The sequence below is a fragment of the Clostridium neuense genome (genome assembly GCF_045310695.1).
Taxonomy (GTDB): Bacteria; Bacillota; Clostridia; order Clostridiales; family Clostridiaceae; genus Clostridium_S; species Clostridium_S neuense.
Window position 1 is genome coordinate 107110 of the sequence record NZ_JBJIAA010000008.1, and the last position, 25367, is coordinate 132476.

Annotated in this window: 23 protein-coding genes, 1 pseudogene and 1 riboswitch; of the genes and pseudogenes, 15 read left to right on the plus strand and 9 right to left on the minus strand. The window is 31.4% G+C overall.

All coding sequences use genetic code 11. The annotated features are described in order from the left end of the window. The first annotated feature begins 167 nt into the window (after positions 1-167). From ACJDT4_RS10945 to ACJDT4_RS10955, 3 genes are read left to right on the plus strand one after another with little or no spacing between them, the layout of a single operon-like run. Positions 168-989 (plus strand): hypothetical protein, encoded by an 822-nt coding sequence (locus ACJDT4_RS10945; RefSeq protein WP_406787606.1) that lies wholly within the window; start codon positions 168-170, stop codon positions 987-989. 21 nt (positions 990-1010) lie between these two features. Beyond that, the gene (locus ACJDT4_RS10950) at positions 1011-1550 is read left to right on the plus strand and encodes a hypothetical protein (RefSeq protein ID WP_406787607.1); all 540 of its coding nucleotides are present in this window, start codon (positions 1011-1013) and stop codon (positions 1548-1550) included. Positions 1551-1571: 21 nt separating this feature from the next. After that, entirely contained in the window at positions 1572-3059 is a 1488-nt protein-coding gene (locus tag ACJDT4_RS10955) for an AAA family ATPase (RefSeq protein ID WP_406787608.1), read from the plus strand. 83 nt (positions 3060-3142) lie between these two features. On the opposite strand, the gene ACJDT4_RS10960 is transcribed toward ACJDT4_RS10955, so the two are convergent. Beyond that, positions 3143-4438, minus strand: coding sequence for an Nramp family divalent metal transporter (locus tag ACJDT4_RS10960; RefSeq protein ID WP_406787609.1), 1296 nt, complete (start codon positions 4436-4438; stop codon positions 3143-3145). A gap of 183 nt (positions 4439-4621) precedes the next feature. On the opposite strand from ACJDT4_RS10960, the gene ACJDT4_RS10965 reads away from it, so the two are divergent. Beyond that, positions 4622-5089 (plus strand): metal-dependent transcriptional regulator, encoded by a 468-nt coding sequence (locus tag ACJDT4_RS10965; RefSeq protein WP_406787610.1) that lies wholly within the window; start codon positions 4622-4624, stop codon positions 5087-5089. A gap of 49 nt (positions 5090-5138) precedes the next feature. On the opposite strand, the gene ACJDT4_RS10970 is transcribed toward ACJDT4_RS10965, so the two are convergent. From ACJDT4_RS10970 to ACJDT4_RS10980, 3 genes are all read right to left on the minus strand, one after another. Continuing rightward, the gene (locus ACJDT4_RS10970) at positions 5139-5873 is read right to left on the minus strand and encodes a TIGR03943 family putative permease subunit (protein ID WP_406787611.1); all 735 of its coding nucleotides are present in this window, start codon (positions 5871-5873) and stop codon (positions 5139-5141) included. A gap of 26 nt (positions 5874-5899) precedes the next feature. Next, positions 5900-7009 (minus strand): permease, encoded by a 1110-nt coding sequence (locus tag ACJDT4_RS10975; RefSeq protein WP_406787612.1) that lies wholly within the window; start codon positions 7007-7009, stop codon positions 5900-5902. Positions 7010-7642: 633 nt separating this feature from the next. After that, positions 7643-8548: a metal ABC transporter substrate-binding protein gene (locus ACJDT4_RS10980; RefSeq protein ID WP_406787613.1), complete on the minus strand. Its 906-nt coding sequence runs from the start codon at positions 8546-8548 to the stop codon at positions 7643-7645. A 262-nt stretch (positions 8549-8810) separates the two neighbouring features. Here ACJDT4_RS10980 and ACJDT4_RS10985 point away from each other — a divergent pair, with 262 nt between their 5' ends. Further along, the gene (locus ACJDT4_RS10985; protein WP_406787614.1) at positions 8811-9287 is read left to right on the plus strand and encodes a MarR family transcriptional regulator; all 477 of its coding nucleotides are present in this window, start codon (positions 8811-8813) and stop codon (positions 9285-9287) included. A 158-nt stretch (positions 9288-9445) separates the two neighbouring features. Further along, a complete protein-coding gene (locus ACJDT4_RS10990; protein WP_406787615.1) occupies positions 9446-10681 on the plus strand; it encodes an MFS transporter in 1236 nt (411 codons plus the stop codon). 116 nt (positions 10682-10797) lie between these two features. On the opposite strand, the gene ACJDT4_RS10995 is transcribed toward ACJDT4_RS10990, so the two are convergent. Further along, the gene (locus ACJDT4_RS10995; RefSeq protein WP_406787616.1) at positions 10798-11106 is read right to left on the minus strand and encodes a winged helix-turn-helix transcriptional regulator; all 309 of its coding nucleotides are present in this window, start codon (positions 11104-11106) and stop codon (positions 10798-10800) included. Positions 11107-11226: 120 nt separating this feature from the next. On the opposite strand from ACJDT4_RS10995, the gene ACJDT4_RS11000 reads away from it, so the two are divergent. The 3 genes from ACJDT4_RS11000 to nrdD all read left to right on the plus strand — a co-directional run bounded on the left by ACJDT4_RS11000 (position 11227) and on the right by nrdD (position 15092). Continuing rightward, positions 11227-11847 carry a nitroreductase family protein gene (locus ACJDT4_RS11000; protein ID WP_406787721.1) on the plus strand — a complete coding sequence of 207 codons (621 nt, stop codon included), beginning with the start codon at positions 11227-11229 and terminating at the stop codon, positions 11845-11847. Positions 11848-12030: 183 nt separating this feature from the next. Then, positions 12031-12798, plus strand: a complete 768-nt coding sequence (locus ACJDT4_RS11005) for a DODA-type extradiol aromatic ring-opening family dioxygenase (protein ID WP_406787617.1) — start codon at positions 12031-12033, stop codon at positions 12796-12798. A 200-nt stretch (positions 12799-12998) separates the two neighbouring features. After that, positions 12999-15092, plus strand: coding sequence for an anaerobic ribonucleoside-triphosphate reductase (gene nrdD / locus ACJDT4_RS11010; RefSeq protein WP_406787618.1), 2094 nt, complete (start codon positions 12999-13001; stop codon positions 15090-15092). 1074 nt (positions 15093-16166) lie between these two features. Here the strand turns inward: nrdD and ACJDT4_RS11015 are convergent. Further along, positions 16167-16364 (minus strand): helix-turn-helix transcriptional regulator, encoded by a 198-nt coding sequence (locus ACJDT4_RS11015; RefSeq protein ID WP_406787619.1) that lies wholly within the window; start codon positions 16362-16364, stop codon positions 16167-16169. A 439-nt stretch (positions 16365-16803) separates the two neighbouring features. On the opposite strand from ACJDT4_RS11015, the gene ACJDT4_RS11020 reads away from it, so the two are divergent. From ACJDT4_RS11020 to ACJDT4_RS11030, 3 genes are all read left to right on the plus strand, one after another. After that, a complete protein-coding gene (locus tag ACJDT4_RS11020) occupies positions 16804-18894 on the plus strand; it encodes a thioredoxin domain-containing protein (RefSeq protein WP_406787620.1) in 2091 nt (696 codons plus the stop codon). Between the two features lie 228 nt (positions 18895-19122). Beyond that, positions 19123-19701 (plus strand): TetR/AcrR family transcriptional regulator, encoded by a 579-nt coding sequence (locus tag ACJDT4_RS11025; protein WP_406787621.1) that lies wholly within the window; start codon positions 19123-19125, stop codon positions 19699-19701. Positions 19702-19739: 38 nt separating this feature from the next. Then, positions 19740-19964 carry a chemotaxis protein CheW gene (locus ACJDT4_RS11030; RefSeq protein WP_406787622.1) on the plus strand — a complete coding sequence of 75 codons (225 nt, stop codon included), beginning with the start codon at positions 19740-19742 and terminating at the stop codon, positions 19962-19964. A gap of 381 nt (positions 19965-20345) precedes the next feature. Here ACJDT4_RS11030 and ACJDT4_RS11035 read toward each other — a convergent pair whose 3' ends face one another. Continuing rightward, positions 20346-21482, minus strand: coding sequence for a zinc-dependent alcohol dehydrogenase (locus ACJDT4_RS11035; protein ID WP_406787623.1), 1137 nt, complete (start codon positions 21480-21482; stop codon positions 20346-20348). 97 nt (positions 21483-21579) lie between these two features. On the opposite strand from ACJDT4_RS11035, the pseudogene ACJDT4_RS11040 reads away from it, so the two are divergent. Beyond that, positions 21580-21849, plus strand: a pseudogene (locus tag ACJDT4_RS11040) (CD3324 family protein). A gap of 80 nt (positions 21850-21929) precedes the next feature. Here ACJDT4_RS11040 and ACJDT4_RS11045 read toward each other — a convergent pair. Together ACJDT4_RS11045 and ytaF are read right to left on the minus strand one after the other, a co-directional pair. Beyond that, entirely contained in the window at positions 21930-22640 is a 711-nt protein-coding gene (locus ACJDT4_RS11045) for a B3/B4 domain-containing protein (RefSeq protein ID WP_406787624.1), read from the minus strand. A 134-nt stretch (positions 22641-22774) separates the two neighbouring features. Continuing rightward, a riboswitch (guanidine-I (ykkC/yxkD leader) is annotated at positions 22775-22870 on the minus strand. A gap of 263 nt (positions 22871-23133) precedes the next feature. Continuing rightward, positions 23134-23748: a sporulation membrane protein YtaF gene (gene ytaF / locus ACJDT4_RS11050; RefSeq protein WP_406787625.1), complete on the minus strand. Its 615-nt coding sequence runs from the start codon at positions 23746-23748 to the stop codon at positions 23134-23136. Between the two features lie 203 nt (positions 23749-23951). Here ytaF and ACJDT4_RS11055 point away from each other — a divergent pair, with 203 nt between their 5' ends. Both ACJDT4_RS11055 and ACJDT4_RS11060 read left to right on the plus strand, forming a co-directional pair. Then, positions 23952-24443 (plus strand): flavodoxin family protein, encoded by a 492-nt coding sequence (locus tag ACJDT4_RS11055; RefSeq protein WP_406787626.1) that lies wholly within the window; start codon positions 23952-23954, stop codon positions 24441-24443. A gap of 78 nt (positions 24444-24521) precedes the next feature. Continuing rightward, on the plus strand, positions 24522-25190 hold the full coding sequence (locus tag ACJDT4_RS11060) for a hypothetical protein (RefSeq protein ID WP_406787627.1): 669 nt from the start codon (positions 24522-24524) through the stop codon (positions 25188-25190). Positions 25191-25367: the final 177 nt, after the last annotated feature.

The following is a 25367-nucleotide window of genomic DNA, read 5'->3' on the forward strand; positions in this document are numbered from 1 at the left end:
TATAATTAAGCTTTTCTACTATGTAAATAATTTCTTATGACTTACTACAAAATTTATAACTATAAAAATATAACCTTATAATAAAATAAGTTTAATGATTTTAGAAAATAATCCGAAATTAAATATATATACTTTAAATTTGTATATGTATAGGAAGGATGCTAAAAATGGTTAAAAGAATTAAATTTCCATTAGAGATGGCAAATGGAGTGCAAGTTCGTAGTCTTGATGAATTGCAAGAAAATTTTGATTTGGAAAAAATTATAGGTTACTATATGAATGGTAAATTGCTTGTATGGCTTAAAGATAGATATTATGATGATAAGGCAGAAGAAATATTAGCACTTGATAGAAGTGATAAAGATTTTAAGAAAAAAATTTGCAATGTTTTTGGTATAAAATGTACGGATTCGAAAAATATAGATATTACTAGATTAGAGGAACGCTCTAAAAGAATATTTGAATTAAAGAAGTATACTGATGATAAGAATGTAATTGATAATGTTGATAAAGTGGCTTTTACTCAAGAGGAAATGGATAGTTTATTGTATGAAAACGTAAATACAGTATATCTATGTGGTAAGCAATTTGTAATTCCACTTAATAAGGAAAATGTTACATATGTTGGCATAAATAATCCAATAGTTATTATTAAATCAAGTACCGTTGTGGATTTTTTAAAGAAAAATATTTTGCTAAATGGTGTTTCTTACAATGAGGAGTATATGAGCGTTTTAGAAAATGCTATCTTAAAAAGAAACGAGATGGAAAATAGGCCCACTTCTCTGCATTATAAAGCATCAGGCTTATTTAATTCAATGGTAAAAAATAGTTATAAAAATGCGAGCCCAAGATTATTTGATGAAATAAGCGATAAATTATTAAAATTTAACTACGATATTGATAAAAAGACTAGGAATAGTGTTGATATTATAAAGAATGCCAATTTATCAGAGGCATTCGATAATTATTTAGACAGAATTTCTTGATTATAGAGGAGTAAATGAATTATGGAGAGTAATACAGTTGATAAAATGAAACAAGCTAAATTTTTTGTTTTAGTTGAAGATATAGATGCTTCAATGCCCTATGTATCTTATAATATTTCAGAAGCAGAAAGAGTGGCAAGCCCTTTAAATTTAATTTTTTATAATGATAAGGATAATGGATATATAGAGGCAATACTATTAAAAGCAAGATTTAATCTCCCAAATTGGTATGGAAGATACAAAACATCAGACTTTAAGGATGTAAATGAAAGAATGTCAGCTGCAAAGGATTTAACCCAAATGCTTAGAAATGATCATTATGAGGCAATAAGATTTATATTTTGGGCATTATTTGCAGTGGCAGTTGATAAAAGAAACTATGATGAAAAAGTTTCGCTAATTGCAGATTTTGCATATATGATTAAAATTGACGAAAAATCTATAGCAGATATTATAATGGTTGTTAAAGTGGCTTTAGGCGAAGATAAGGAACAGCTTAAATTTCAAACAAAGGATGTAAAAAACTTTTTTATGGATTTTTTATGCTGCTGGGGAAAGTAACAATTAAGGGGGAAATTGAGAATGAATTATAGCTTAAGGGAAAAACTAATTCGATATATAGATGCAGGCTTTCCTATAATTTATATTAATAGCTTTGAGGAAAGTAAAGTTGATGAAGTTATTAAGTATGCTATCTCTGGTAGAGAAATTGTAGAATGGAATGGCTTTAATGGTTATGTTGATTTTATAACTAAGGCAAGTATTATAGAAAATTGTTCGCTTAGAGATACTTTAAAGGTGTTTAAAAATAACAGTGAACTTAATAGAAAAGTATTAGTGCTAAAGGATATAAGTCCATTTATCAAAAATGCTAATATTATTTCTTATATAAAAGGAATAGCTCAAAATATAAATGAAGGGCTGGATGCAAATATTATTATAGTTTCTACATCAGTATATATTCCTAGTGAACTTGAAAAATATATTACAGTATTAGAAATGGATTATTTAAAAACTCCTGAGATAGAAAAGATTATTTTAAAGTTTATAAAGGATAATTCCTTGCAAAGTATAAGTACAAGCTTGCTAGAAGAAATGTCGGTTGCATTTAAGGGATTATCTCAATTTGAAATTAATAATATTTTGGCCCTTGGATATGCGGATGATGGGGAGCTAACACACAAGGATTTATCGCTTATTTTTGAGCAAAAGCAGCAGATAATAAAAAAAGCAGGAATTCTTGAAATGATTCCACTTAAGGAGGATATAGGCGATATTGGGGGGCTAGAAAATTTAAAGGTGTGGCTAAAACGTAAAGCAATGGTGTTTAAAAACCTTGTCAAAGCACGTCAATTTGGAGTGGACATGCCTAGAGGAGTTTTAATAGCTGGAGTGCCGGGGTGTGGAAAATCTCTTAGTGCTAAAGCAGCAGCAAAGTTACTTAGATTTCCACTTTTACGTTTGGATGTAGGCAGGTTAATAGGAAAATATGTGGGCGAATCTGAAAGAAATATGAGAAAGGCAATTGCACTAGCTGAGGCAATTTCACCCTGCGTTTTGTGGGTCGATGAACTAGAAAAGGTATTTGCAGGCATTGGTGGTGCTGATGAAGTTGCGGCAAGACTCATAGAAAACTTTCTTATATGGATGCATGGAAAAGAAAGCCCAACCTTTGTGGTTGCAACTGCAAATGATATTACAAAACTTCCTCCAGAGCTTTTGAGAAAAGGGAATTTTGATGAAATATTTTATGTAGGTCTTCCAAGTGAGGAGGAGCGTAAAAACATATTCCGAATTCATATAGCAAGACGTAGAAAAAATGATTTAGGCAGTATTGATATTGACAAGCTTATTTCAAAGACTCAAGGCTATAGTGGAGCTGATATTGAAGAGATTGTAAAAGAAAGTATAGAAACGGTATTTGTAGAGGGCAAAAATGAACTGACTACTGAAGATATTTTAAGGGTAATTGAAAAGTCTCATTCTCTTTCTGAAATAATGAAGGAACCTTTAGAAAAGATGTCTAGAGAATACGAAAATCGTAAATTTAAGAATGCATCAAAATTGTAAACTAAAGACTGGAGTTTCAACTACTTCAGCCTTTCTTAAAAATTTTTTATATTCGCCTTAAGTCTAATTAAAAGCATAACATTTTAGCTCCTGCCTGTGAAGGTTAGATATAAAAGCACTGCATTTAGAGATATTATTATTATAGCTATTAGTATACCAATAACTCTTGTAATGATCTTATTAGCAAGAGCTCCCATTAAATCTTTTCGCTTTGCTATGGTTAGCATTTGTATAATTGGAAATGGTAGTATAAAGCTTAGAGCTACTTGGCTTAAAACAAGTGTATTCATAGGATTTATACCGATAGCAATAATGATTAAGGCTGGAATCATAGTTATAAGTCTTCTCACATTTACAGGTATACTTAAATTAACAAAACCTTTCATAATAGTTTGACCTGCAAGAGTTCCAACTGCAGAGGAGGATAAACCAGAAGCTAAAAGGGCAATTCCAAAGGCTCCACTTGATAAGGAACCTAAAAGTGGTTTTAAAGACATATGAGCTTGCTCTATTGTATCTACGACAATTCCATTTTTATGAAAGACCGCTGCTGATACTATTACCATGGCAGCATTAACAATGAATGCAATATTCATGGCTATAATTACGTCTAGTTTTTCCATTTTTAAATGCTTTGCTTTGCCAGAGTCAGAATTGTCGTTGCATCTATACTGTACCAATTGAGAGTGAAGGTATATAACGTGAGGCATAACAGTGGCTCCAAGCATTCCAACGGCAATTAATAAAGCTTCACTATTAGGTAGATTTGGAATAATGGTATGGATTCCAACCTGAGTCCAAGCTGGTTTAGCAAGAATGAGTTCTATTGAGTAGGCTATGCATATAACTGCAACAAGCAGGGTAATAATAAGTTCTACTACTTTTTGACCATATTTCTCCATATAACAAATAAAAAAAGTTAATACTCCTGTAAGAAGACCTGCGTAAATCATTGGAATTCTAAATAGTAAGTATAATCCTAAGGTTCCTCCAAGGAATTCTGCTAAATCTGTTGCCATAGCTCCTAATTCTGCTATAATCCAAAATATCCAATTCGTACGTTTTTTAAATACCATAGCACACATTTCTGGAAGGTTATGTCCTGTAGCTATTCCCAGTTTAGCTGACATTATTTGAAGAAATATGGCCATTAAATTACTCCATAGTATAACCCAAATTAGAGCATAATTAAATTTTGAGCCTCCGCTAATATTTGTTGCAAAATTACCTGGATCTATATAGGCTACACTAACAACAAAAGCAGGACCTAAAAACTTCAGCAATCCTTTAGAACCTTCTACAGTATTTCTATTTTTCTTCACGATATTCGTGAATCTAAAAAAATGTCTTGGCTTTATCATAACATCTTCTCTATCCATTAAAATTCACCTTTCTTGTAAAAATAAACTATAGCATTAAAATACTTAGTTTTAATTAAATTTATTTACCTAATACAAAATATGAAGCCGAGGGTAAAAAAGTTACACTAAGGTAAATTATTTGATTTTTTCAGCATATAATGTAATGAGGTATATTAAACTTAAAAAGCTGGGGGAGAAATTATGAACTACAATGATTTTCACACTTTTAGTGAATATATGAAAAAAGAAGATAATAAGATTACAGCATCAATGGAAGATTATGTTGAAATGATATGGCGGTTATCCATGGATACGGGATTTACAAGAATAAACGAACTTGCAGAAGCACTTAATGTACATCCTCCATCTGTTACAAGAATGGTTCAAAGGCTTGGAAAGCTGGGGCTCTTGAAATATGAAAAGTATGGTTTGATTATTCTTAAAGAGAGTGGAAGAAGGTTAGGAAAATTTCTATTAAAGCGGCATAATATTATTGAAGCATTCTTAAGATCGTTTAGTATACCTGAAGATATGATCTTAACAGAAACTGAAAAAATTGAGCATACTTTGAGTGCTGAAACTACTAGATGCTTTGAGGAGTATGTTTATTTTATAAAAGATAACCCTGATATAATTGATAGGTTTAATGAATATAAAAAATTAATATAATAATCAAAACGGGTCTGTGAGGTTAAACAGCCCGCTTTTACTGTATACATTATTTAACTTGAGATTTCTTTAGGTATATATATGGACTGCTAGGTTTATTTATGCGTTTTATGCTTTCAACATCAATTATTGGAATTGTTTTTTGATCGCTGTAGTCTTTATCAAAATTTTCTATGGAATTTATAGTACCAGTTATACTTATCCATTCATTGTTTTTAGGGCTAGCATTGTTTTTTACACGACAGGCAAGACCAGTAACTTCAGCATCAGCGGCACAGCATATTATGAGCATTCTTGCAGTTACGAAGGTATTCTTTGAAAAATGATCATCCCTGTAAACAAAGCCTGAAAGGGTTATTTTTTTACCCTTATACTTATTTAAGTTATAAGATATTTCATTTGTCATGTCCGAAAAGTTATCATTAGTAAACCTTATTAAATTCTTATTTACAGCCATGTTTTCTAAATCAGCTTGATTTGAATAAATATTAGAGGTTACTCCTTTGTTTGAGGCAATATTTGAGTTTAAACCTTGAGGATTTATTATATAAGCAAGTATTAATGGAACAAAAAAGATTATTGACACAGAAGTTATATGTTTTTTATCAAATAGAATTTTTTTAAATTCAAGTATGGATAATAAAAACAAAACAACCATTGAGAAAATTATGTAATTGGTCATTTTGGGATGTATAAATAGATATAGCTTTTTGCTTAAGATTAAGTAGTACATGTAATATGCAAATCCAAGTAAGAACATGAACCATTTAAATTTTTTTATCATACATAATCACCACTTATAAATATATTTTATATAGGTATTTTAAGAAAGTTAAATATAATGCCTATGAAAAAGCAGACTGTCATTATAATGCAAGTTAACTTGAATATAAATTTCCAATTGAAGACGTCATTGAGCATAAGTGTATTTTTTATGTCTATCATAGGTCCGCATATTAAAAAGGCTATTATGGAGCCGCTTGTGAATTGACCAACAAAAGTTCTTGCTATAAAGGCATCTGTTTCCGAGCATACACACATGATATATGCAAGAAAAATCATCACTAGAATTGATAATATTTTATGATTTCCAACAGACAAGATATATTTTCTAGGAATGACAGTTTGCATTAAGGCTGATAGAAAAGCACCTACAATAATAAATTTACCAACTTCATTTAGCTCTGAACTTACATGCTCCAGTATATGAGAAACTACATGAATAAAATTTCTTTTATCATTGGGATTATGGTGATTATGCTCATGATGGCAGCAGCAGATGTGTTCGTGTGAACTACTAATATGCTTGTGGGGATCGCTTTCACAGTGAAAAGTTCTTGCATTAAATAAAAGTTCCTTTAATCTAGTAGTTTTACTATGCTTATAGTCTAATTTACTTATTATATAGCCTATTATAATGGAGCTTGTCCATCCTATAAAACCTCTTAATACTACCATATGAGGATTATTTAAAAAGGCATAATAAGTGGAGGATAAGACTACGGGATTGATTATTGGAACTGAAAGCATAAAGGTTATTGCAATGTATAAGGGAACGCCCTTTTTTAATAGTCCTCTAGCGATTGGAACTATGGCACAATCGCATACCGGAAATATAATACCAATAGATGCAGCGGCTACTAAACCTACAAACTTGTTTTTTGGTATTAATTTTGCTATGGTTTCTTCTGATATAAACATTTGAATAGCGGATGATATAAATACACCTAATATGATAAAGGGGAAGGCTTCTAAAATTATACTTATAAAAATTGTTGTAAAGCTTTGAAGTACGTTATTTTGAAATATAAATTTAGAATTAGATTTTAGCACATCAATATTTACAATAAACATAAATGCAAGTGGTAATATAAGTGCTAATAGTGGAATAAAGATAAAAGATTTTTTGCTTTCCTCCAAGATTGAAACCTCCTTTATAAGAATATTGTTTATCTACCTTTGAAATATAGCAAACGTTGATTTACCTAACTTTTTAAATGTTGGACCTTTATCTTTAGCTATATGAGAAGATATTTTAATAATCTTAATACTCCTAATATGTATTGTACTAATTGGAGTGAATTTTTATACCATATTTGAGAAGTTTTTCATAGATGGATATTTTGAAAAGAATACGAAGTAAGTACATAACAGGATATTAAATAGCAATATATAGTATGAAAATTTAATTGGTTACAAAGATTCATGCCTAAAATTCCGTAGGTACGGAGGAATTTTTTCCTTGTGCCACTGTGGGAGCGAAGTAACAATGCTGAAGAAACAATTTAAAAAAATTCTAATAAATCTTGGCTCAAAAATCATAAAATACTTAGAGTTTTAAATTTGTTTGAGTATCTTTTCAGCGAGTAAACATGCACGAGGTTTGGGCTTTGACCATTATCCTTCTATACCTTGAGTAGATACTCGCTTAAAATCATCACATAGGTTTATAGGATTTTTTATTGAAAGTAATTTTATCTTATTCTAGAAGGATAATGGGATTACATCCCAAACCCCGCGTATGTGTATGTGACAAAGCATTGTTGCTCCGCATTACTTTAAGCTACTATAAATCATTTCTAAATTTGATTTCATAGCGTTAATGTAATCTTTTCCATCTTCCTTGCTTTCAATTGTGTATATTTTTTCTACTTTAGCACCTACTTCCCTAGCAAGTGTTTGAGAAACCTTAGGGCTTACCATATCTTCCACAAATACCGTTTGGATTTTATTCTTTTTACAAAAGTCAGTTAACTCAGCTAGTTTTTTTGTGCTTGGTTCTCCTTCGGCAAAAACATCTTCAACGCTATCCTGTTTTAGTCCAAAATCCCTACAAAGATATGCAAAAGCAGCATGACCCGTAACAAAGCTTTTATTTTTTACAGTTTTGAATTTTTGGTCATAGTTATTATAAAGCTCCTCTAACTGTTCTTTAAAATCAGCATAATTTTTTTCGTAAAAAGCTTTATTTTTAGAATCTGCTTTTATAAAGGCATTTTCTATGTTTTTAGTTTCTAATTCTGCACCTTTTAAGCTAATCCATAAATGAGGGTCATAAGTACCATGCTCCTTTATTTCTCCTGCATCAGTATTTTTTATTCCGTTAACTCCATTTGAAGCTTCTACGGTAATTAAATTTTTATTATTTATTGATTTTAAAGTCTTAGAAGTCCAGGATTCCATGCCTAAGCCACTATATATAAATATATCTGCATTTGTAAGTGTTTCGATATCCTTTGTTTTAGGTTCAAAATCATGTGGTTCTGTCCCATTAGGTGTCATATTGACTATAGTTATTTTATCTTTTCCTACTGCATAAGCGAATTCTTTCATTGCATTGAAAGAAACTACGACTTTTAATTTTTTATTGGAAGAATTTGAGGTACTGTTGTTACTGCAAGCAGTAAATGAGAAAAAGATAGATATAGTTAAGAATAAAGTTAGAAATTTTTTAAACATTTTATCACTCCTATAATATTGTAAATGCAATTAATTTGCATTTACAATATTATATTATTAAGAAAAATTTGTCAATATTACTCTGTACTTTAAGCCAAGTTCTGGTTTTCCAAGATAAACTTAGAATTTAAAATTTTTAGGTTTCATGTTGTCTATCTATAATGATGGCTTAGTTTATAAAATAATTATTTTTGTATTGTTGAAATAGAAACAAAAAATTAATATAATATTGTTAATGCGCCAACAAGTGGGAGGATAGACCATGAATAAAGAAGAACAGGTCATGATGAGTTTAAGAGAGCTATTTGATAAAATGGCTTGGCTTAATAAGTTTAAGATGGAAGACAGTCTTAAGGGGTTTAAGTCTTCTGAAGTACATTACATAGAATGCATTGGAAAAAATGCCGATTCTAATGTGACAAAACTTGCAGAGTCACTTTATATGACAAGGGGTGCCATAAGCAAAATGACCAAAAAGCTTATAAAAAAAGGTGTAATTGAAAGCTATCAGAAACCAGACAATAAAAAAGAAATTTATTTTAGGCTTACTGAACAAGGAAAGAAAATTTATAAAATTCATGAGGATTTGCACAAAGAATTTCAGGAACGGGATAAAGTCGTATTTGAGCAAGTAACTGAAGAGCAATTTGAAAGTATGCTTAGCTTTTTTAAAAATTATATTAAACATTTGGATACAGAAATAAAGAAGCAGAATATAAATGAACAACATGAGACATGAAAATTTGAATAACGGAAATAAACTTATAGGCAGCTTAGCTCTGTTGAGAGCAGGCTGTATTTTTATTACTATAATTTTGTTGACAAGGAAACAAAAAGATGATACGATAAAAATGTTTCCAGGGAAACAAAGTAATGATTTCTGAAAGGAGAATTTAAATGTTTAAATTTAAATCATATAGTAAACACAATAAAGAACAAATTGTAGATAAAAATGCTTTGATATTCGGTCTTATATCTGTATTTCTTTGTGGATTAGGCTTAACTATAGTAGCACCCGTTATCCCATTCTTAGTTCAGCCTTATATAAGCAATGCAAAAGATCAAGCTGTAGTTGTTACACTGCTGACCTCTGTTTATGCAGTCTGCATGTTTTTTGCTGCTCCTGGACTTGGAGCTTTAAGTGATAAATACGGACGTCGTCCAGTGCTCTTAGTATGTCTTTTGGGTTCTACCATTGGGTACTTGGTTTTTGGCATAGGAGGAGCTTTATGGGTACTATTTGTTGGACGCATAATAGATGGTATAACAGGTGGGAACATAAGCACTATTTTCGCGTATTTTGCAGATATAATTCCTAAAGAACAGAGAACCAAATATTTTGGATGGATGAGTGCAGTTGTAGGTGTAGGTACCGTTATTGGTCCAACTATAGGTGGATTACTTGCCAAATTTGGTTATTCTGTACCTCTGTATTTTGGAGCAATAATCACTTTTTTAAATATCATTTATGGATTCTTTTTTATGCCTGAGAGTCTTGACAGAAATAATAGACTGAAGGAAATTGAATTTATACGGCTTAATCCATTTACACAGCTTGCAGATATACTTTCTATAAAAAGTTTAAATAGGCTGCTTATCTCAGCTTTCTTACTCTGGATACCAAACGGATCTTTACAGGCAATTTTTTCACAGTTTACAATTGATGCTTTCAGCTTTCAGCCTGCATTAATCGGACTTATGTTTTCAATTATGGGCATCCAAGACATCATTTCACAAGGTTTAATAATGCCAAAGCTTTTGACAAAACTTAGTGATAAACAAATATCAATTCTTGGAATGATATCGGAGATTATAGGGTACAGTTTTATAGGAGCATCAGCTCTAGGTTCCTTTTATCCTCTTTTTATTGCTGGAATGTTTATATTTGGTTTTGGTGATTCGATATTTGGACCTTCATTCAATGGAATGCTTTCTAAGTCTGTGGATTCTAATGAACAAGGAAGGATTCAGGGAGGTAGCCAGTCTGTTCAATCTTTAGCAAGAATGCTGGGACCTATTATTGGAGGTCAAATTTATGTATCATTTGGACATGCTGCACCCGCTTTTATGGGCATGATTCTTATAGCAGCGGCAATACCAGTTTTGTATAAGGGTACACAGCTAAATAAATGAACTATTTTAAGTAAACATTATTTTATTGTGGCAGGAAGGCAAGGGATATGCACATATAGGAGTTTGGCATAAGTCCAAACTCCTATATGTGTATATGACGAAGTATTGTTACTTCGTTAAGTCCATTTTTCAGCCCATTTTTGTATTTCATCCATTGATTTTTCTAAGTCTCTGCCCTTTTCAGTTAATTTATACTCAATACGCACTGGAGTTTCAGGGTATACCGTGCGAGTTATTATTCCCTCTTTTTCGAGTTCTTTAAATCTTTCTGTAAGCATTCTAGCACTTAAATCAGGGATGATTTGTTGAATGTCGGAAAATCTTTTGGAACCATCAAGCAAGGAACGTATAATTAGCCCGGTCCATCGTTTACCAAGTAATGCAAAAGCAGCTTCAAAGTGTGGACATAATCTGAAATTATCCATAATGATCATCCTCCTAAGCTTATTTTATCATATTTACTTGACAAAAGTAAGTGGCTTATTATATTATAGTTACATAAAGTAACTGGGTGTATAAAAGTAATTATAATTTGGAGGTTTATGATTATGGAATTTAAAAAACTTGTTGAAGAAAGACGTTCTGCCAATAATTTTATAGAGGGAATTGAAATTCCTAAAAGTGATTTTGAAGATATTTTTGAACTATTAAAATTAGCTCCATCTTGCTTTAATATACAACATGCAAATTATATTGTTATAACTGATAAGGATATGAAGGAAGTTTTAAGAAATGCGGCATTTAATCAATATAAGATTCATACGGCTTCGGCGGCTGTAATTGTGCTTGGAGATAAAGAGGCATATAAAGATTCAGATAAATTGTATTCTGGAATGCTCGATTTAAAAATGATTTCTAAATTTGATTATGAAAATATATTAAATGATATAAAAAATCTTTATGACGGACGAGGAGAGGATTTTAAACACGATGAGGCTATAAGAAATGCTTCCCTATCAGCTATGATGTTTATGTTACTTGCAAAGGATAAAGGTTGGGATACTTGTCCTATGATAGGTTTTGATGCTGATAAGGTAAGAAAATTTTTTAAGATTAAAGATAGGTATGAAATAGCACTTATTATTGCGATGGGAAAAGAGGACACCAAAAACAGAAGGCTTAGAGGGTATAGAAAGCCTATAGATGAGTTTGTTAAGTTTATCTAAATTAAATTTACGCATCTTCAAAAAAATAGTAAGTCCACCTTGGTGATAATTTTGCGTAATATTTTGTCAGCAGAACCCGCTAAGACTACCTAGTATTAACGGAACCTACTTCCTCGTATTACACAAAATTCTTTCGCAATTTGGAATTGTTATTTTTTTAGATGCTTTAAGGGAGTTGATATCATGATTTCACCAATGTTTATATGTCATGGTTCACCAGATTTAATACTTCAGAATAATGAATATACAAGGTTTTTAAGAAAAACTGGAGGCAAGCTTAGACCTAAGGCTATTGTCATATTTACAGCACATTTTGAAGAAGAAATAACAACTATATGTTTTAGAGATAATGCTTATGATATGATTTATGATTTTTACGGTTTTCCAAAAGAATTGTATTCTGTAAAATATCAAGCAATTGGTTCAAAGGAAATAGCTTTAAAAATGAAAAAGCTACTTGATGAAGCGGGTATAAAAAGTGCTTTTAATAAAACAAGAGGAATTGATCATGGTACCTGGAGTGTTTTAAAGCTTATGTTTGATAAAGCACCAGTACCAGTAATTCAAGTTTCTATTAATCCTTACTTAAGGCCAGAAGAGCAATATGAGATTGGCAAGGCAATTAGAAGTTTGGCAGATGAAGATATACTTGTTATTGGTAGTGGTGCAACTGTTCACAATCTTTCTGAAGTTGAATGGAATAAAAATGATCCTGAACCTTGGGCTGTAGAGTTTGATGATTGGCTAATTGATAAAGTGGAGAAAAAAGATTTAAAGGCATTATATTCTTATAGGAAGCTTGCTCCATATGCTAAGAGAGCAGTACCTCGTGAAGAACATCTTGCTCCTTTATTTGTAGCTATGGGAAGCGGATCAGAGCAGAGTAAACCTAAAGCTCTTTGCAGAATATATGAGTATGGAACTTTAAGTTATATATTTTTTCAATTTTAAAGTTAGTAATTAATAGATTGACATTTATTTTTAAAGACTGCTGCAATAGTGATTTAAAATTACTATTGCAGCAGTCTTTTTTTAATAATATGTTGAAATAATTGGGAAAATATTGGTCAAATTGCGTTTGATAACATAATAATCCTATTGTATAATTAAGTGGTAGATACACAATATATAGTATTTTTAGGAGGACGCATATGCTACATGTAGTGAAAAGAGATGGGAGAGAAGCGGAATTCAATCCTGAAAAAATAAGTAATGCCATAAGAGGTGCAGCTAAAGAAATAGGAGCAGAAGTTAAAACAAGTGAAGTCTTACACCTCACACAAGAAATTGCAAAGCAAATAGAAGCTTTAAATTTAAAAAGCATAACAGTTGAAGAAATACAAAATTTAGTTGAAAAAGAGCTTATGAAAAATAACTTTAGAGATATTGGTACTGCATATTTTAATTATAGAAGAGAACGAACTAAGATAAGAAGCATAAAATCAAGTCTTATGAAGGCAATTAGTAAAATTGGGGTAGAAACAGATAGAGACAATGCTAATGTTGGCAATAATTATAGTTCTAAATTGCTTAGAATTGCTAGCGAATCAAACAAATGGCACAATCTTGCTAAAATGCCTAAAAAACTTGCTAAAGCTCATGAAAATGGGGATATATATTATCATGATTTGGACAGCTATAATTTAACAACCAATTGTCTGCACATACCAACAAAAGAAATATTAAAAAGAGGTTTTAACACTGGCTATGGGTATATAAGACCGCCAAAGAGAATAGAATCAGCAGCAGAACTTTCATGCATACTTTTACAGTCATCACAGAATGATATGTTTGGAGGACAATCACATCCGGATTTTGATAATGATATGGGTGAGTTTGTTGAGCCAACAAGAGAATGTATAAGAAAAGAATTTGAAGATGTAGTACAAGACAAAAATAAACTTGAAGAAATGGTTAATGCAAAGTTAAGAGAGTGTGTAACCCAGGCAATGCAGGGAATAGTTTATAATTTAAATACAATGCACAGCAGAGCTGGTTCGCAGGTTCCGTTTTCTTCAATAAACATAGGACTTCCAAGAAGCAATGATGCTGCACTTATATGTGAAACCTTTTTGGAGGAATATGAAAAGGGGCTTGGAAAGGGTGAACAACCTATTTTCCCTAATATAATATTTAGAGTAAAAAAAGGTGTTAATAGAGAAGAAGAAGATCCATATTTTTATTTGTATAAGCTTGCTTGCAGAGTTGCATCAAAGAGAATGAATCCTACTTTTATGAATATTGATGCAAGCTTTAATAAAGAATATTATGATAAAGGAATCATTCCAGCGACAATGGGCTGTAGAACTTATATATGCTCAAATGTGAATGGCGAGCCAGGGGTAAAAGGTAGGGGCAACATAGCTCCAACAACAATTAACTTACCTAGAATAGGACTGCTTGCAAAGGGAGATAAAGAAAAATTCTTTTCCCTCTTAGATGAAAGGCTAGAACTTTCAAAGGAAAGTCTTTTAAACAGATATGATGTCCTTAAAAAGTTGAGAATTAAGGATTTACCTTTTGTGGCAGGACAGGGAATTATGAAAGGACTTGATGGACTTCCACCTGAAGCTTCAATTGAACCTGTACTTAAACAAGGCACCTGGGCTATAGGCTTTATAGGTTTAGCAGAAGCACTTGTTGCACTTACAGGGAAACATCATGGTGAAGATGAGAAAGCAAGAAAACTTGGCCTAGAAATTGTTAGATATATAAGAGATTACACAGACAAATTAACTATTTTAACTCATCTTAATTGGAGTTGTTATGCCACTCCGGCAGAAGGTTTAAGTGGTAAATTTATAGTTAAAGATAAAGATGTATTTGGAATAATTAAAGGTGTTACTGACAAAGATTATTACACAAATAGCTATCACATACCAGTAGGATATAAAATTTCAATTAGGGATAAAATAGATATAGAGGCTCCTTACCACAAGCTTTGTAATGGGGGACATATAAGTTATGTTGAACTTGATGGTTATCCGGATGAGGCTTCTGTTATGGATATAATAAATTATGCATATAAAAATACGGATATAAGTTATATGGGAATTAATTTTCATATAAGATATTGTAAAAATTGTGGTACTTATATGGAAGATAATGAAGGTAAATGCCACAAATGTGGAAGCACAGATATACAAGGAATATCTAGAGTGACTGGATATTTAAGTCTTGATGAGAGATTTGGCAGTGGCAAAGCAGCAGAAAGAAAAGATAGGATACCACAGAATGCAAAGTAACATCATTTTGAAATATTAAATAAAATTAATAAATCTAAGTGTCAAATTGTTAAAAGCTTAAGAGCTTTTAATAACTCTCTAAAAATAATGATTGAAGTATTTTCAATCATTATTTGCTGAATTTCCTGTATTTATATATGTCTAATAACTATTGAAATTGCGATAAGCATTATTAAGCAGGCTAAACTTAAACACAAAGAAACAATCTTCATTATGTTCCAAAATTTACTTTTCATTGATTTATTTTTGCTCATTTTTACTGATGAAATTATGAAGAATATAACCCCAGCTAAAAATGTCAGAAATATTATTCCCATAATAATAATTATTATAATACCAATTAACAAAATATCTACTCCCTTTTATGTTTGTTTTGATAGAAGTACAACTTCCTTTATGCAGTTTATTTTTGTGAATGCTTCAAATTCTATTTAATAATAGTTTAGTTAGTTTAATGATTATATGTTATATTGTGGAATCATATAAGTCAAGCTATCGAATTTTTAGTAACTTACAATGTCTATTTAGTTAACTTCAGACAATATAATTATAAAAGACTTGCTTTTTAACACAAGGACAGCAAGTCTTTTTTTGTTCATTTGAAATACTTACAGCCTAAAAGTTATTTTTACTAATTTTATAATTAGGCAAAATATAAGGGGATTTCCTACCTGTTTTATGTGGCAATCAAATAAGATAAATATAAAAATTAATGAAAATATAGGAAAGGAGTGGTGATAATGAATGAACTTGAAAAACTTTATACGGTTGAAGATATTAAAAAGCTATTTAATAATGGTACTGTTTCAAGGGATATTCGAGACAACAAAAAACAAGGGGTTCAGTCGTAATTTATAAATAATGAGAACTAACGCATAACGAAAGAAATTACCTTCGGTAAACAGTGAAGGTGGATTTTCCTCCATTACATTGCGGAAAATCTTCTAATATAGTTTTGGGCAAAGCCCATTAAATTATTTTTCGTAGTAAAACGGGTTACAAAGATTCACACCTAAAATTCTGTAGGTACGGAGAATTTTTTTAATGCGACGAGGCATTGTTACTTCGCATTATTTATAAATCATCAAGTATAAATAGTTCTTCAACTTTAGTATTTAGTAATTTGGCAAGTCTCATGGCAAGTTCAAGTGTAGGGTTATATTTTTGATTTTCAATGGCATTAATAGTTTGCCTTGTAACTCCGACAGCCTTTGCTATATCTTCTTGTCTTACTCCTAGCTTTTTTCGAAATTCTCTTATTTTATTTTTCATCTTTTCCAAGCTCCCATTTTAAAAAATATTGAATTGCAATTAGAACAAGGTTTTGTGTTACCAAAAGAAAAAATGCTAATCCAAAGGTTTTTGTCTGAATATAATCGTATATAACCTAAATTGCTAAAAATAAAACTGTATATGCCCATGCCCATTTTATTGCCTTTAAGCTAATGCTCATTTCCATTTCATCCATTTTTCTCACATAAATCACCTCTTAATTTTAAATAAGTGTCAATAACATTCCAACCGCTAGAATTACTATAGAGCATAATAAAGTACCAATGAATGTTTTCATAAAACGCCTATAAAATGTCAAATGCTTTTTACATTATAAATATTATTCATAATGTTAGTAAATATTTATGCGCAATTAATATTATTTCAAGAGATAGTAAATACTAAAATGAAATAAATTATGGATATAAGAGGTGATTATATGAGCATAACAAGTACAACTAACAGATTAGCTAACGAAAAGTCTCCATATCTTCTTCAGCATGCCCACAATCCAGTAGACTGGTATCCGTGGGGAGATGAAGCCTTTAATAAAGCAAAATCAGAGGATAAACCAATTTTTTTAAGTATAGGTTACAGTACCTGTCATTGGTGCCACGTTATGGAGGGCGAGAGTTTTGAAGATCAAGAAGTGGCAGATTTAATGAATCAAACCTTTGTCTCAATAAAAGTGGATAAGGAAGAAAGACCAGATATAGACAACATATACATGGCAATATGTCAGGCCATGACCGGCAGTGGGGGATGGCCCCTTACAATATTTATGACTCCAGAAAAGAAGCCGTTTTTTTCAGCTACATACATCCCAAAGGAAAGCAAATATGGAAGAATGGGAATGATGGATTTAATTAAAAAAGTTGATTATCTTTGGAGCACTGATAAGAAATCCCTTGTTAGTTCGGCGGAAAAACTAGCCAGAGAACTTCACAATATTTATGCGGGAGAAAAAGGAAAAGGCATAAATCAATATGCACTAGAAGAAGCGGTTACAGATCTTGGTGGATTGTTTGATGAACAGTATGGTGGTTTTGGAACAGCACCAAAGTTTCCATCTCCACATAATTTGCTTTTTTTACTTCGAGACTACAAAAGAAATAATAACAAAGATTCTTTAAATATGGTTACAAAAACGCTTGATGCCATGGCTATGGGAGGAATATTTGACCATGTAGGTTTTGGATTTCATAGATATTCTACAGATAGAAAATGGCTGCTCCCTCATTTTGAAAAGATGCTTTATGATCAGGCAATGATAGCCCTTGCGTATATTGAAACTTATGAAGTAACTCAAAATGATAAGTATAAACTTATTTGCGATAGGATTTTTGAGTATATTATGAGTGACATGAAATCTAGGGAGGGCGCTTTTTATTCTGCTGAAGATGCTGATAGCGAAGGCGTTGAAGGTAAGTTTTATGTGTGGAGAGTAGAAGGCATACGAAAGATACTAAATGAAGAGGATGCAAAGTTAGCAGTAAAGATGTATGGAATGAAGGAGGAAGGAAATTTTAGAGACGAAGCAACTGGAAAGCTGGAAGGGCTAAATATACTTCATTTTGAAAAAGACCTTGAAGTTTTAAGTAAAGAACTTAATTTGAGTGAAGCAGCTTTAAAGGCAAGGCTTGAGAAAATAAGAAGGCAGCTTAAAGAAGCTAGGGATAAAAGGATAAGACCATCAAGAGATGAAAAAATTCTTACGGATTGGAATGGATTAATTATTGCAGCTTTAGCTAGAGGCGGAAGGATTTTCAATAATGAAGAGTATATAAAAACTGCAGAGATAGCGGCAAATTTTTTCCTAAATAGTATTAAAGAAAACGGAAGGCTGTTGCACAGATATATAGATGGTCAGTGGAATTTCAAGGGCAATATTGATGATTATGCATTTTTAGTTTTTGGCTTGCTTGAATTATATGAGGCCACCTTTGATTTAAACTATCTTAAAGAAGCTTTCTCATTAAATAACGAGGCAATAAATTTATTTTGGGATGATGAGCAGGGCGGATTTTATTTTACTCCAAAGGATGGGGAAGATATCATAATAAGGACAAAAGAAGTATATGACGGAGCTATACCATCTGGTAATTCTATTCAGTTTTTAAATTTAATAAAGTTATCACGTATTTCTGGAGATAGCAAACTAGAGAATTACGCAGATGAGCTCCAAAAGGTATTTTCAAGAACTGTAGAAGGTTCTCCACTTGGATATACACAATTTCTATGTGCAGTGGACTATCTAATTGGACCATCCTATGAAATTGTAATATCTGGGGATAGAAACTCTGAAGATACTAAAAAGATGCTGCGCCAATTAAATAGAAGTTTTGTTCCGAATAAAGTCGTGATTTTTAACCCGATTAATGAAGAGGATTCGGAGCTGATTAAAATAGCACCATATGTAAAGGATGAAAAAGCTGTAAAAGGAAAGGCTACAGCATATATTTGCAAAAATTTTACTTGTGGAAGGCCAATTACAGATGCAGATGAGATGTTAAAAAGTTTAAATTCGTAACTTATTTTAAGATTTACCTAATAAAATGTGGGTAAATCTTTTTTTAAATCTAATAAAAATATAAACAAATTACATATAATGAGAATGTAAACTATATAAAGATACAAAATTACATATTATGAAATAAATCGACAAAATTAGACTTGACCTTGGCTGAATCTGCCTATATAATCATAGTATAATCAGTAGGTTAGTGATTACTCACCTATCCTATACGGAGGTATAAATGTGGAGCTTCACATAAAAAGAAAGGATAAAATTATTCAAACCTCAATTGATATTCTTGATGAATTAGGATTTCAGGGACTGACAACAAAAGAAATTAGCAAAAGAGAGCAGATTTCAGAAGCAGCAATATATAAGCATTTCAAAGGGAAAGCTGAAATAATATGTGGCATTTTAGATTATTACTATAAATTTGATAATGACATTAAGCAGACAATAGAAATAAATAGATATTCACCAAAACAAAGTATCCGTTTTATAGCAGAATGTCTTGGTGAGTACTATGAAAATTATCCCGCCATTACTGTTGTTCCTTTTTATTATGAGGCATTAAGTCATGAAAAAGGTGCTAGTAATAAGATTAAAGAAACTTATAAGCTACGCAGCAATTACTTAACACATTTAATTGAAAAAGGAATAAAAGAAAGAGAATTCCCAAAGAACACTAGCAGCGAAGATCTTGCTAATATAATCCTTGGCACTAGCAGAACTATTATATTAATTTGGAGAATGGAAAAAGGTGAATTCCTGCTTAAAGAAAAGTTGCTATCCACACTTAACATAATTTTAAAGGCATGTTAGGATTATGCTTTTAAGGGAGGTGATTAAATTTCAAAGACTTGCTAGATATTCAGTGTATTGTATATGAATTGGCAAGCGAAAAATATGCGCTGAAAATTAGTGATGTGTATGAAATAATTAAAATTGAGAAAATTACATCAGTTCATAATAGCAAGCCTTTTTTAGAAGGGATAATAAATTTGAGAGGTAAGGTTGTACCAGTTATTAATTTGCATAAAACATTTGGGTTTGAGTCATATTATAGTAAGTTAGCGGAACATTAATCGATTATGGTGTAGAATGAGAAAAAATGAGATATAAAAAAATTTGTAAGAGAAGAAAAGACACGATCGATTCAGAAGATCTTCAAAGGGTATCTTCTGAAGTTTTTGTGACAGTTGAAGATGTGACAGTCTACATAGATCAGCTTGCTCAAAATGCTGTGCACAACAAAAAATTGCTTTATTTTAGAAAGATTCCATAAGAAGTATGCAAGCGTTAAAAAGAGATAATGAAAAACATATAAAATAAGCTGCTGCACTAATAAATATTTAATATATAATGTGAAAAACAATGTGAAGAAGCATCATTGGAAGGAATAGCTTAGACATATTTATTAATTTTGTTTAGTATCTCAAGATGATGTTTCTTCACATTCTTTATATTTAAGTTTGAGGCTTCAACACAACTTTTATACAGTTATCATCTTTACCGTCAAAAATTTTGTAAGCATGTTCTCCTTTATCAATAGAAAGCTTGTGGGTTATTATATCGGTAGCATCAAATTTGCCAGCTTTAATTAGGTCTAAAATTGGATCGACATAGGCTTGAGCAGGACATTGACCCATTTTTAAAGTTACATTTCTAGAGAAAAAGTCACCCAGAGGAAATAAGTTGTATTTAGCACCATAAACTCCTACTAATACTACGGTACCGCCTTTTCTTACAGCTTGTGAAGCTATCTCAATGGCAGATTTTGAACCGCCTTGAAGCTTTAAAACACTTTCTACTTTTTCTATAGTGGACATTTTTCCATCCATTCCAACGCAGTCTATTACAGCATCGGCTCCGCCGTGAGTAATTTCTTTTAAATATTCTCCGGTGTTGTCATATTCCTCAAAGTTTACTGTTTCAACTTGATTATAATTTTTAGCATGTTTTAATCTGTAATCTATACAATCTACAGCAATTACTCGTTTTGCTCCCTTAAAAATTGCCCATTTTTGAGCTAAAAGTCCTACAGGGCCGCAGCCTAGAACAACTACAGTGTCACCATGCTTAACACCTGCCATATCTACACCCCAGTATGAGGTTGGTAAGATATCTGTTAGAAATAATACTTGTTCGTCAGTTAGCTCCTCTGGAACAATCCTTGGTCCTACATTTGCAAAAGGAACTCTTAAAAATTGTGCCTGACCTCCTGCGTAACCGCCATAAGTATTGCTATATCCAAATATTCCACCAACTTCTCCATTTGGATTGGAGTTATCACATTGGCTCCATAAATCATGCTCGCAGTACCAGCAGTGCCCGCAAGCAACAGGAAATGGGACAATAACCCTGTCTCCTTTTTTTAGATTAGAGACTCCTTTTCCAACTTCTTCAACAACTCCCATGGTTTCATGACCTAGTACAAAACCTTTTGGCAAATTTGGAATAAATCCGTGAATTAGGTGAAGGTCTGAGCCACAAATAGCAGTAGAGGTTACTCTTATAATTGCATCATCATTTTTTTCAATTTTAGGATCTGGGGTTTCTTCAACTTTAACGTTTCTAATGCCTTCATAAACTAATGCTTTCATTATTACTAACACCTCCATATATTTAAATTGCATAAAACTTTTAAGTTAGTTTTTATTTAAAATCTACAAATTATATATATAGTATGACCAAGTACTAATTTTAAATGTACATTCTGAAACATTAATTCAAAAATACGTAGATGGTGAATATATTTATATACCAAAGAAAGAAGAAAATAAAAGAGCGTGGGGTGAACTGACAAAAAGTAAAGAAGAGCTTAGGACTCGGAATAATAAAATATATAGAGATTATCTAGAAGGAATATCTGCATAGTTCCTTTCAAAAAAGTATTATCTATCACCAAAAACTATACAAAAAATTATTTCTAAAAAAAGAAAATATGAGAATACTGAAAGCTCTATCTAGTTTTTGTTGGATAGAGCAGCTGTAACTTGAACAATGGTATTAAACTATAGAAATCAAGGAATTATAGTTTGCATCAAAGTTTAAGAATTTATTAATACTTCTTTATTGTTAATATCAAGAATTGAAATCTTACATGTTCCGCCTAAATTGCAATTTACTGCTTTTTCTAAAGATTCTAAAGCACTCTCAAACTCCTTTAGTCTTCTTTGATCAATTAATTCAATGCACAAAAAAGCGTTTTTGGTATTTTCAGTGAGCATAGTTCTTACTGCTTCGCGCCAATTAAAGCATCTGCAAATTGCTCCTTCATTATCTTTATATATTATTTCACCTTCATAGGGTGGTTCACTTCTATCTGTTCCTAATGTAACAAAACTTTCATTTCCGACTGCTTTAGTTAATCGTATATCTCCAGCAAATGCATCGATATCTTCGCCGCCGCAGGGTAATGCATAGCTTAAAGAAATCGAATTGTAAATATCAACTAGGGGATTAATTGTTCCTATATGATTTCCTTTATAAACTCGCTTTAGCAATGCTTCAATAGATGATCTTGCACCCTTCTTTGTTTTAAATTTTTGAAATGCTTCTCTCCATACTTTTATTACTTCGTTACTGCTGAATTCTTCATTGCTCAAATATTTTAAAGCTTCTTTTTCTGAACTGTAAATCATATCTTTATATTGTTCTTCAGTTTTTATAGAGTTATCTATACCATGACAAACGACAACTCCAATTTTTGCATTGGGAAATAAGTGCCAAAAATCATTTTCAATGACAAACTTTTTCATTAAAAATCCTCCTCTGTATTAAAGTAATCTAGCTGTACATTTTGTATTTATAACTTTTTTTAGTTAAAGATAGACCACCTTGAAACGGTTTATTTATAGGAAAATAAAATAAGCCTAGAGAAATATCATAAAACATCTCCCAGGCTTTTATCCTTCCGTGTACACAATTAAATGTGCGTTCTCTCTTGGACCTGCCAGTTACAAGCTGCGGAACCCTAGAAAACTTAAGTATACAGTTAAATTATGGCTTGATTTTAGCATAATTTTAGACCTAAATCAACTACACATGTGTAGAAAGTCCTTGCGAGCACGGCTTTCTTAAAAATTTCATTTAAGCCTGTAGCATTGTAGATGCTATAATAAGTAAAGAGTTTTAACTTACATAGTATTATAAAATCTTTCATGAAGGCAAAATACTTAGTTATTAACGAGCAGCATGAGTTAAAACTCTTTACTTTTGAATTGTTTTTAATACTTTTATAAATAAAAAATATTAGTTTACAAATTCCACAATTCCAAGTATTATGAGAAGTATACCGGAGATTAAAGGAGCATACTTGCCTAGAAGTCTTCCAAATATATGGTTACCAAAGACTTCTCCAATTTTAATTGTAGCAATGCTGAATATAAATGTAAAAATAACTGTAAGGGTGATATTCACACCAGTTATACTTGCAGCTATTCCTGTACCTAGGTTATTGAAGGTTAACCCAAAGGCCACAAATAATGCCTCCTTAATATTTATATCACCGGATTTGTCTAAATCTGAGATTTCAGCATATTGAAGCATATCATTGATGTCCTTTAGAGAAAGTTCTTTTGGATTGGTGTTATTTATAAGCTTTATTATACTTTGAATTATAAAATATATACCCAAAATAATGATTATTATAGCACCTAAAGAATTAGCTACATAGCTTGGTAAAAGCTTGGAGATATATTTTCCAATTGACATTGACAAAAAAGTTCCTATTGATGTAACGACAGCTATTATAAAGTTTGCAGCTATTCCTATTTTTATGTTTTTTACTCCATAAGCTATACCTATAACTAGATTGTCTAAGTTAGAGGATAAGCTAAATAAGAGCGCTGATAAAATCAGTGTCATAGATGACTTCCTTATTAATTGGTTACATTATAATATATGAAATTTTATTTTTATGGTTCATATAGCTAAAATATAGACTGCTTCAAGTTTAATTTATTTACAATGATAATATGTATTTAAAGATATTTATTTTTATACATAATTTATGAGCATATATAAACAATAATTTAAAGTGCAACTTAATTTTAATATGGGGTGATGAAATGAAAGCTTTAGTGGTTTTTTATTCTCTGGAAGGTCATACGAAGTTTATTGCTAGTGTTATTGCAAAAGAGTTAAAATGTGATTTACTTGAATTACAACCAGAAAAAGAAATTCCTAAAACAGGATTTAAAAAGTTTTTTTGGGGTGGTAAAAGCGCAATATTTAAGGAAAAACCGAGTTTGAAAAATAAAATTCCTGATTTAGAACAGTATGATACAATATTCCTTGGCACACCTATTTGGGCAGGTACTTATGCACCTCCGATAAATACTTTTATTTCAGATAATGAAATAAAACAAAAGAATATTGCTTTTTTTGCTTGTCATAGTGGTGGTGGTGCAAAAAAGTGTTTTGGTAGATTGCAGGATTTTCTTAAGGATAATAATATAGTTGGATCAATTGATTTTATAGATCCTAAAAGTGATGACGAAGAAAAGAAAAGTGAAATTAAAAATTGGCTAAATGATATTATAATGACGAAGTTGAATTGATAGATATGATATTAGTAGAAAAGGTTTTGTAAACTATTCATTTTTTTCTTCATAGTATACAACGAGGGGTGGAGATTAATGAATGGTGATATTGTTAAATATAAAGTGAAAAAAAACGTAAACCCGCAAAGAATAAATAAAAATAAAGCAGCAGAAAGTACACAACTAATGAAAGAATCAGCAAACTTAATGTTTAAAATTCCAGTGTTTTTAAGCCATCCAAGTAGACTTAATGCGATTCAGCAGCAGTTTGTTGATGAAATAATAAGGCAGATTAGAAAGGCATTACTTTTCCCAAGGACTTTACCGGTTACAGAGCAATACCCAGAAACACCATTAACTAATATTCGTCGGATGATCTCATCTAGTTATGGAATGGTATCACTTAATTTAAAACAGAGACAGGTTAGGATTATTCAAAATAATCTTAATAATCCTGATGGACAGATAGTTTGGGAAGGAAGTCCATATGCACAAATTGAACCTGCAATGGCTTATCAATATGGACTGCCTTTGCTTTTAATAAGAGAAGTAGAAGTTGAAAATAGTGGTATTTGGTTTGTGGGAGCAGGACCTTTTTTGATATTGGAATGGAATTCTAACGCAGCAAATCCAATTGAGACATTTTTTAAGCAGACTGACTGGAAATCAATTTTTCAAAATTGGGTCGGACATGTAAGAGAAGGTTACTATATCCAAACACAACCTCAATTTCAATATACCTGCTCCAATAGTAAAGAAATGTAATCCTACACGGGGTTTGGGCGGAGCCCATTATCCTTCTATAACCCAAAGCGAGCACTGATTAAGCAACAGACAAAAACGAAAAGCAGAGAGGGACCAAGAGCACGGGGTTTGGGCGAATATATAGATAACTAATACAAATTAAAGAAGGATAATGGGATTACATCCTAAACCACGTAT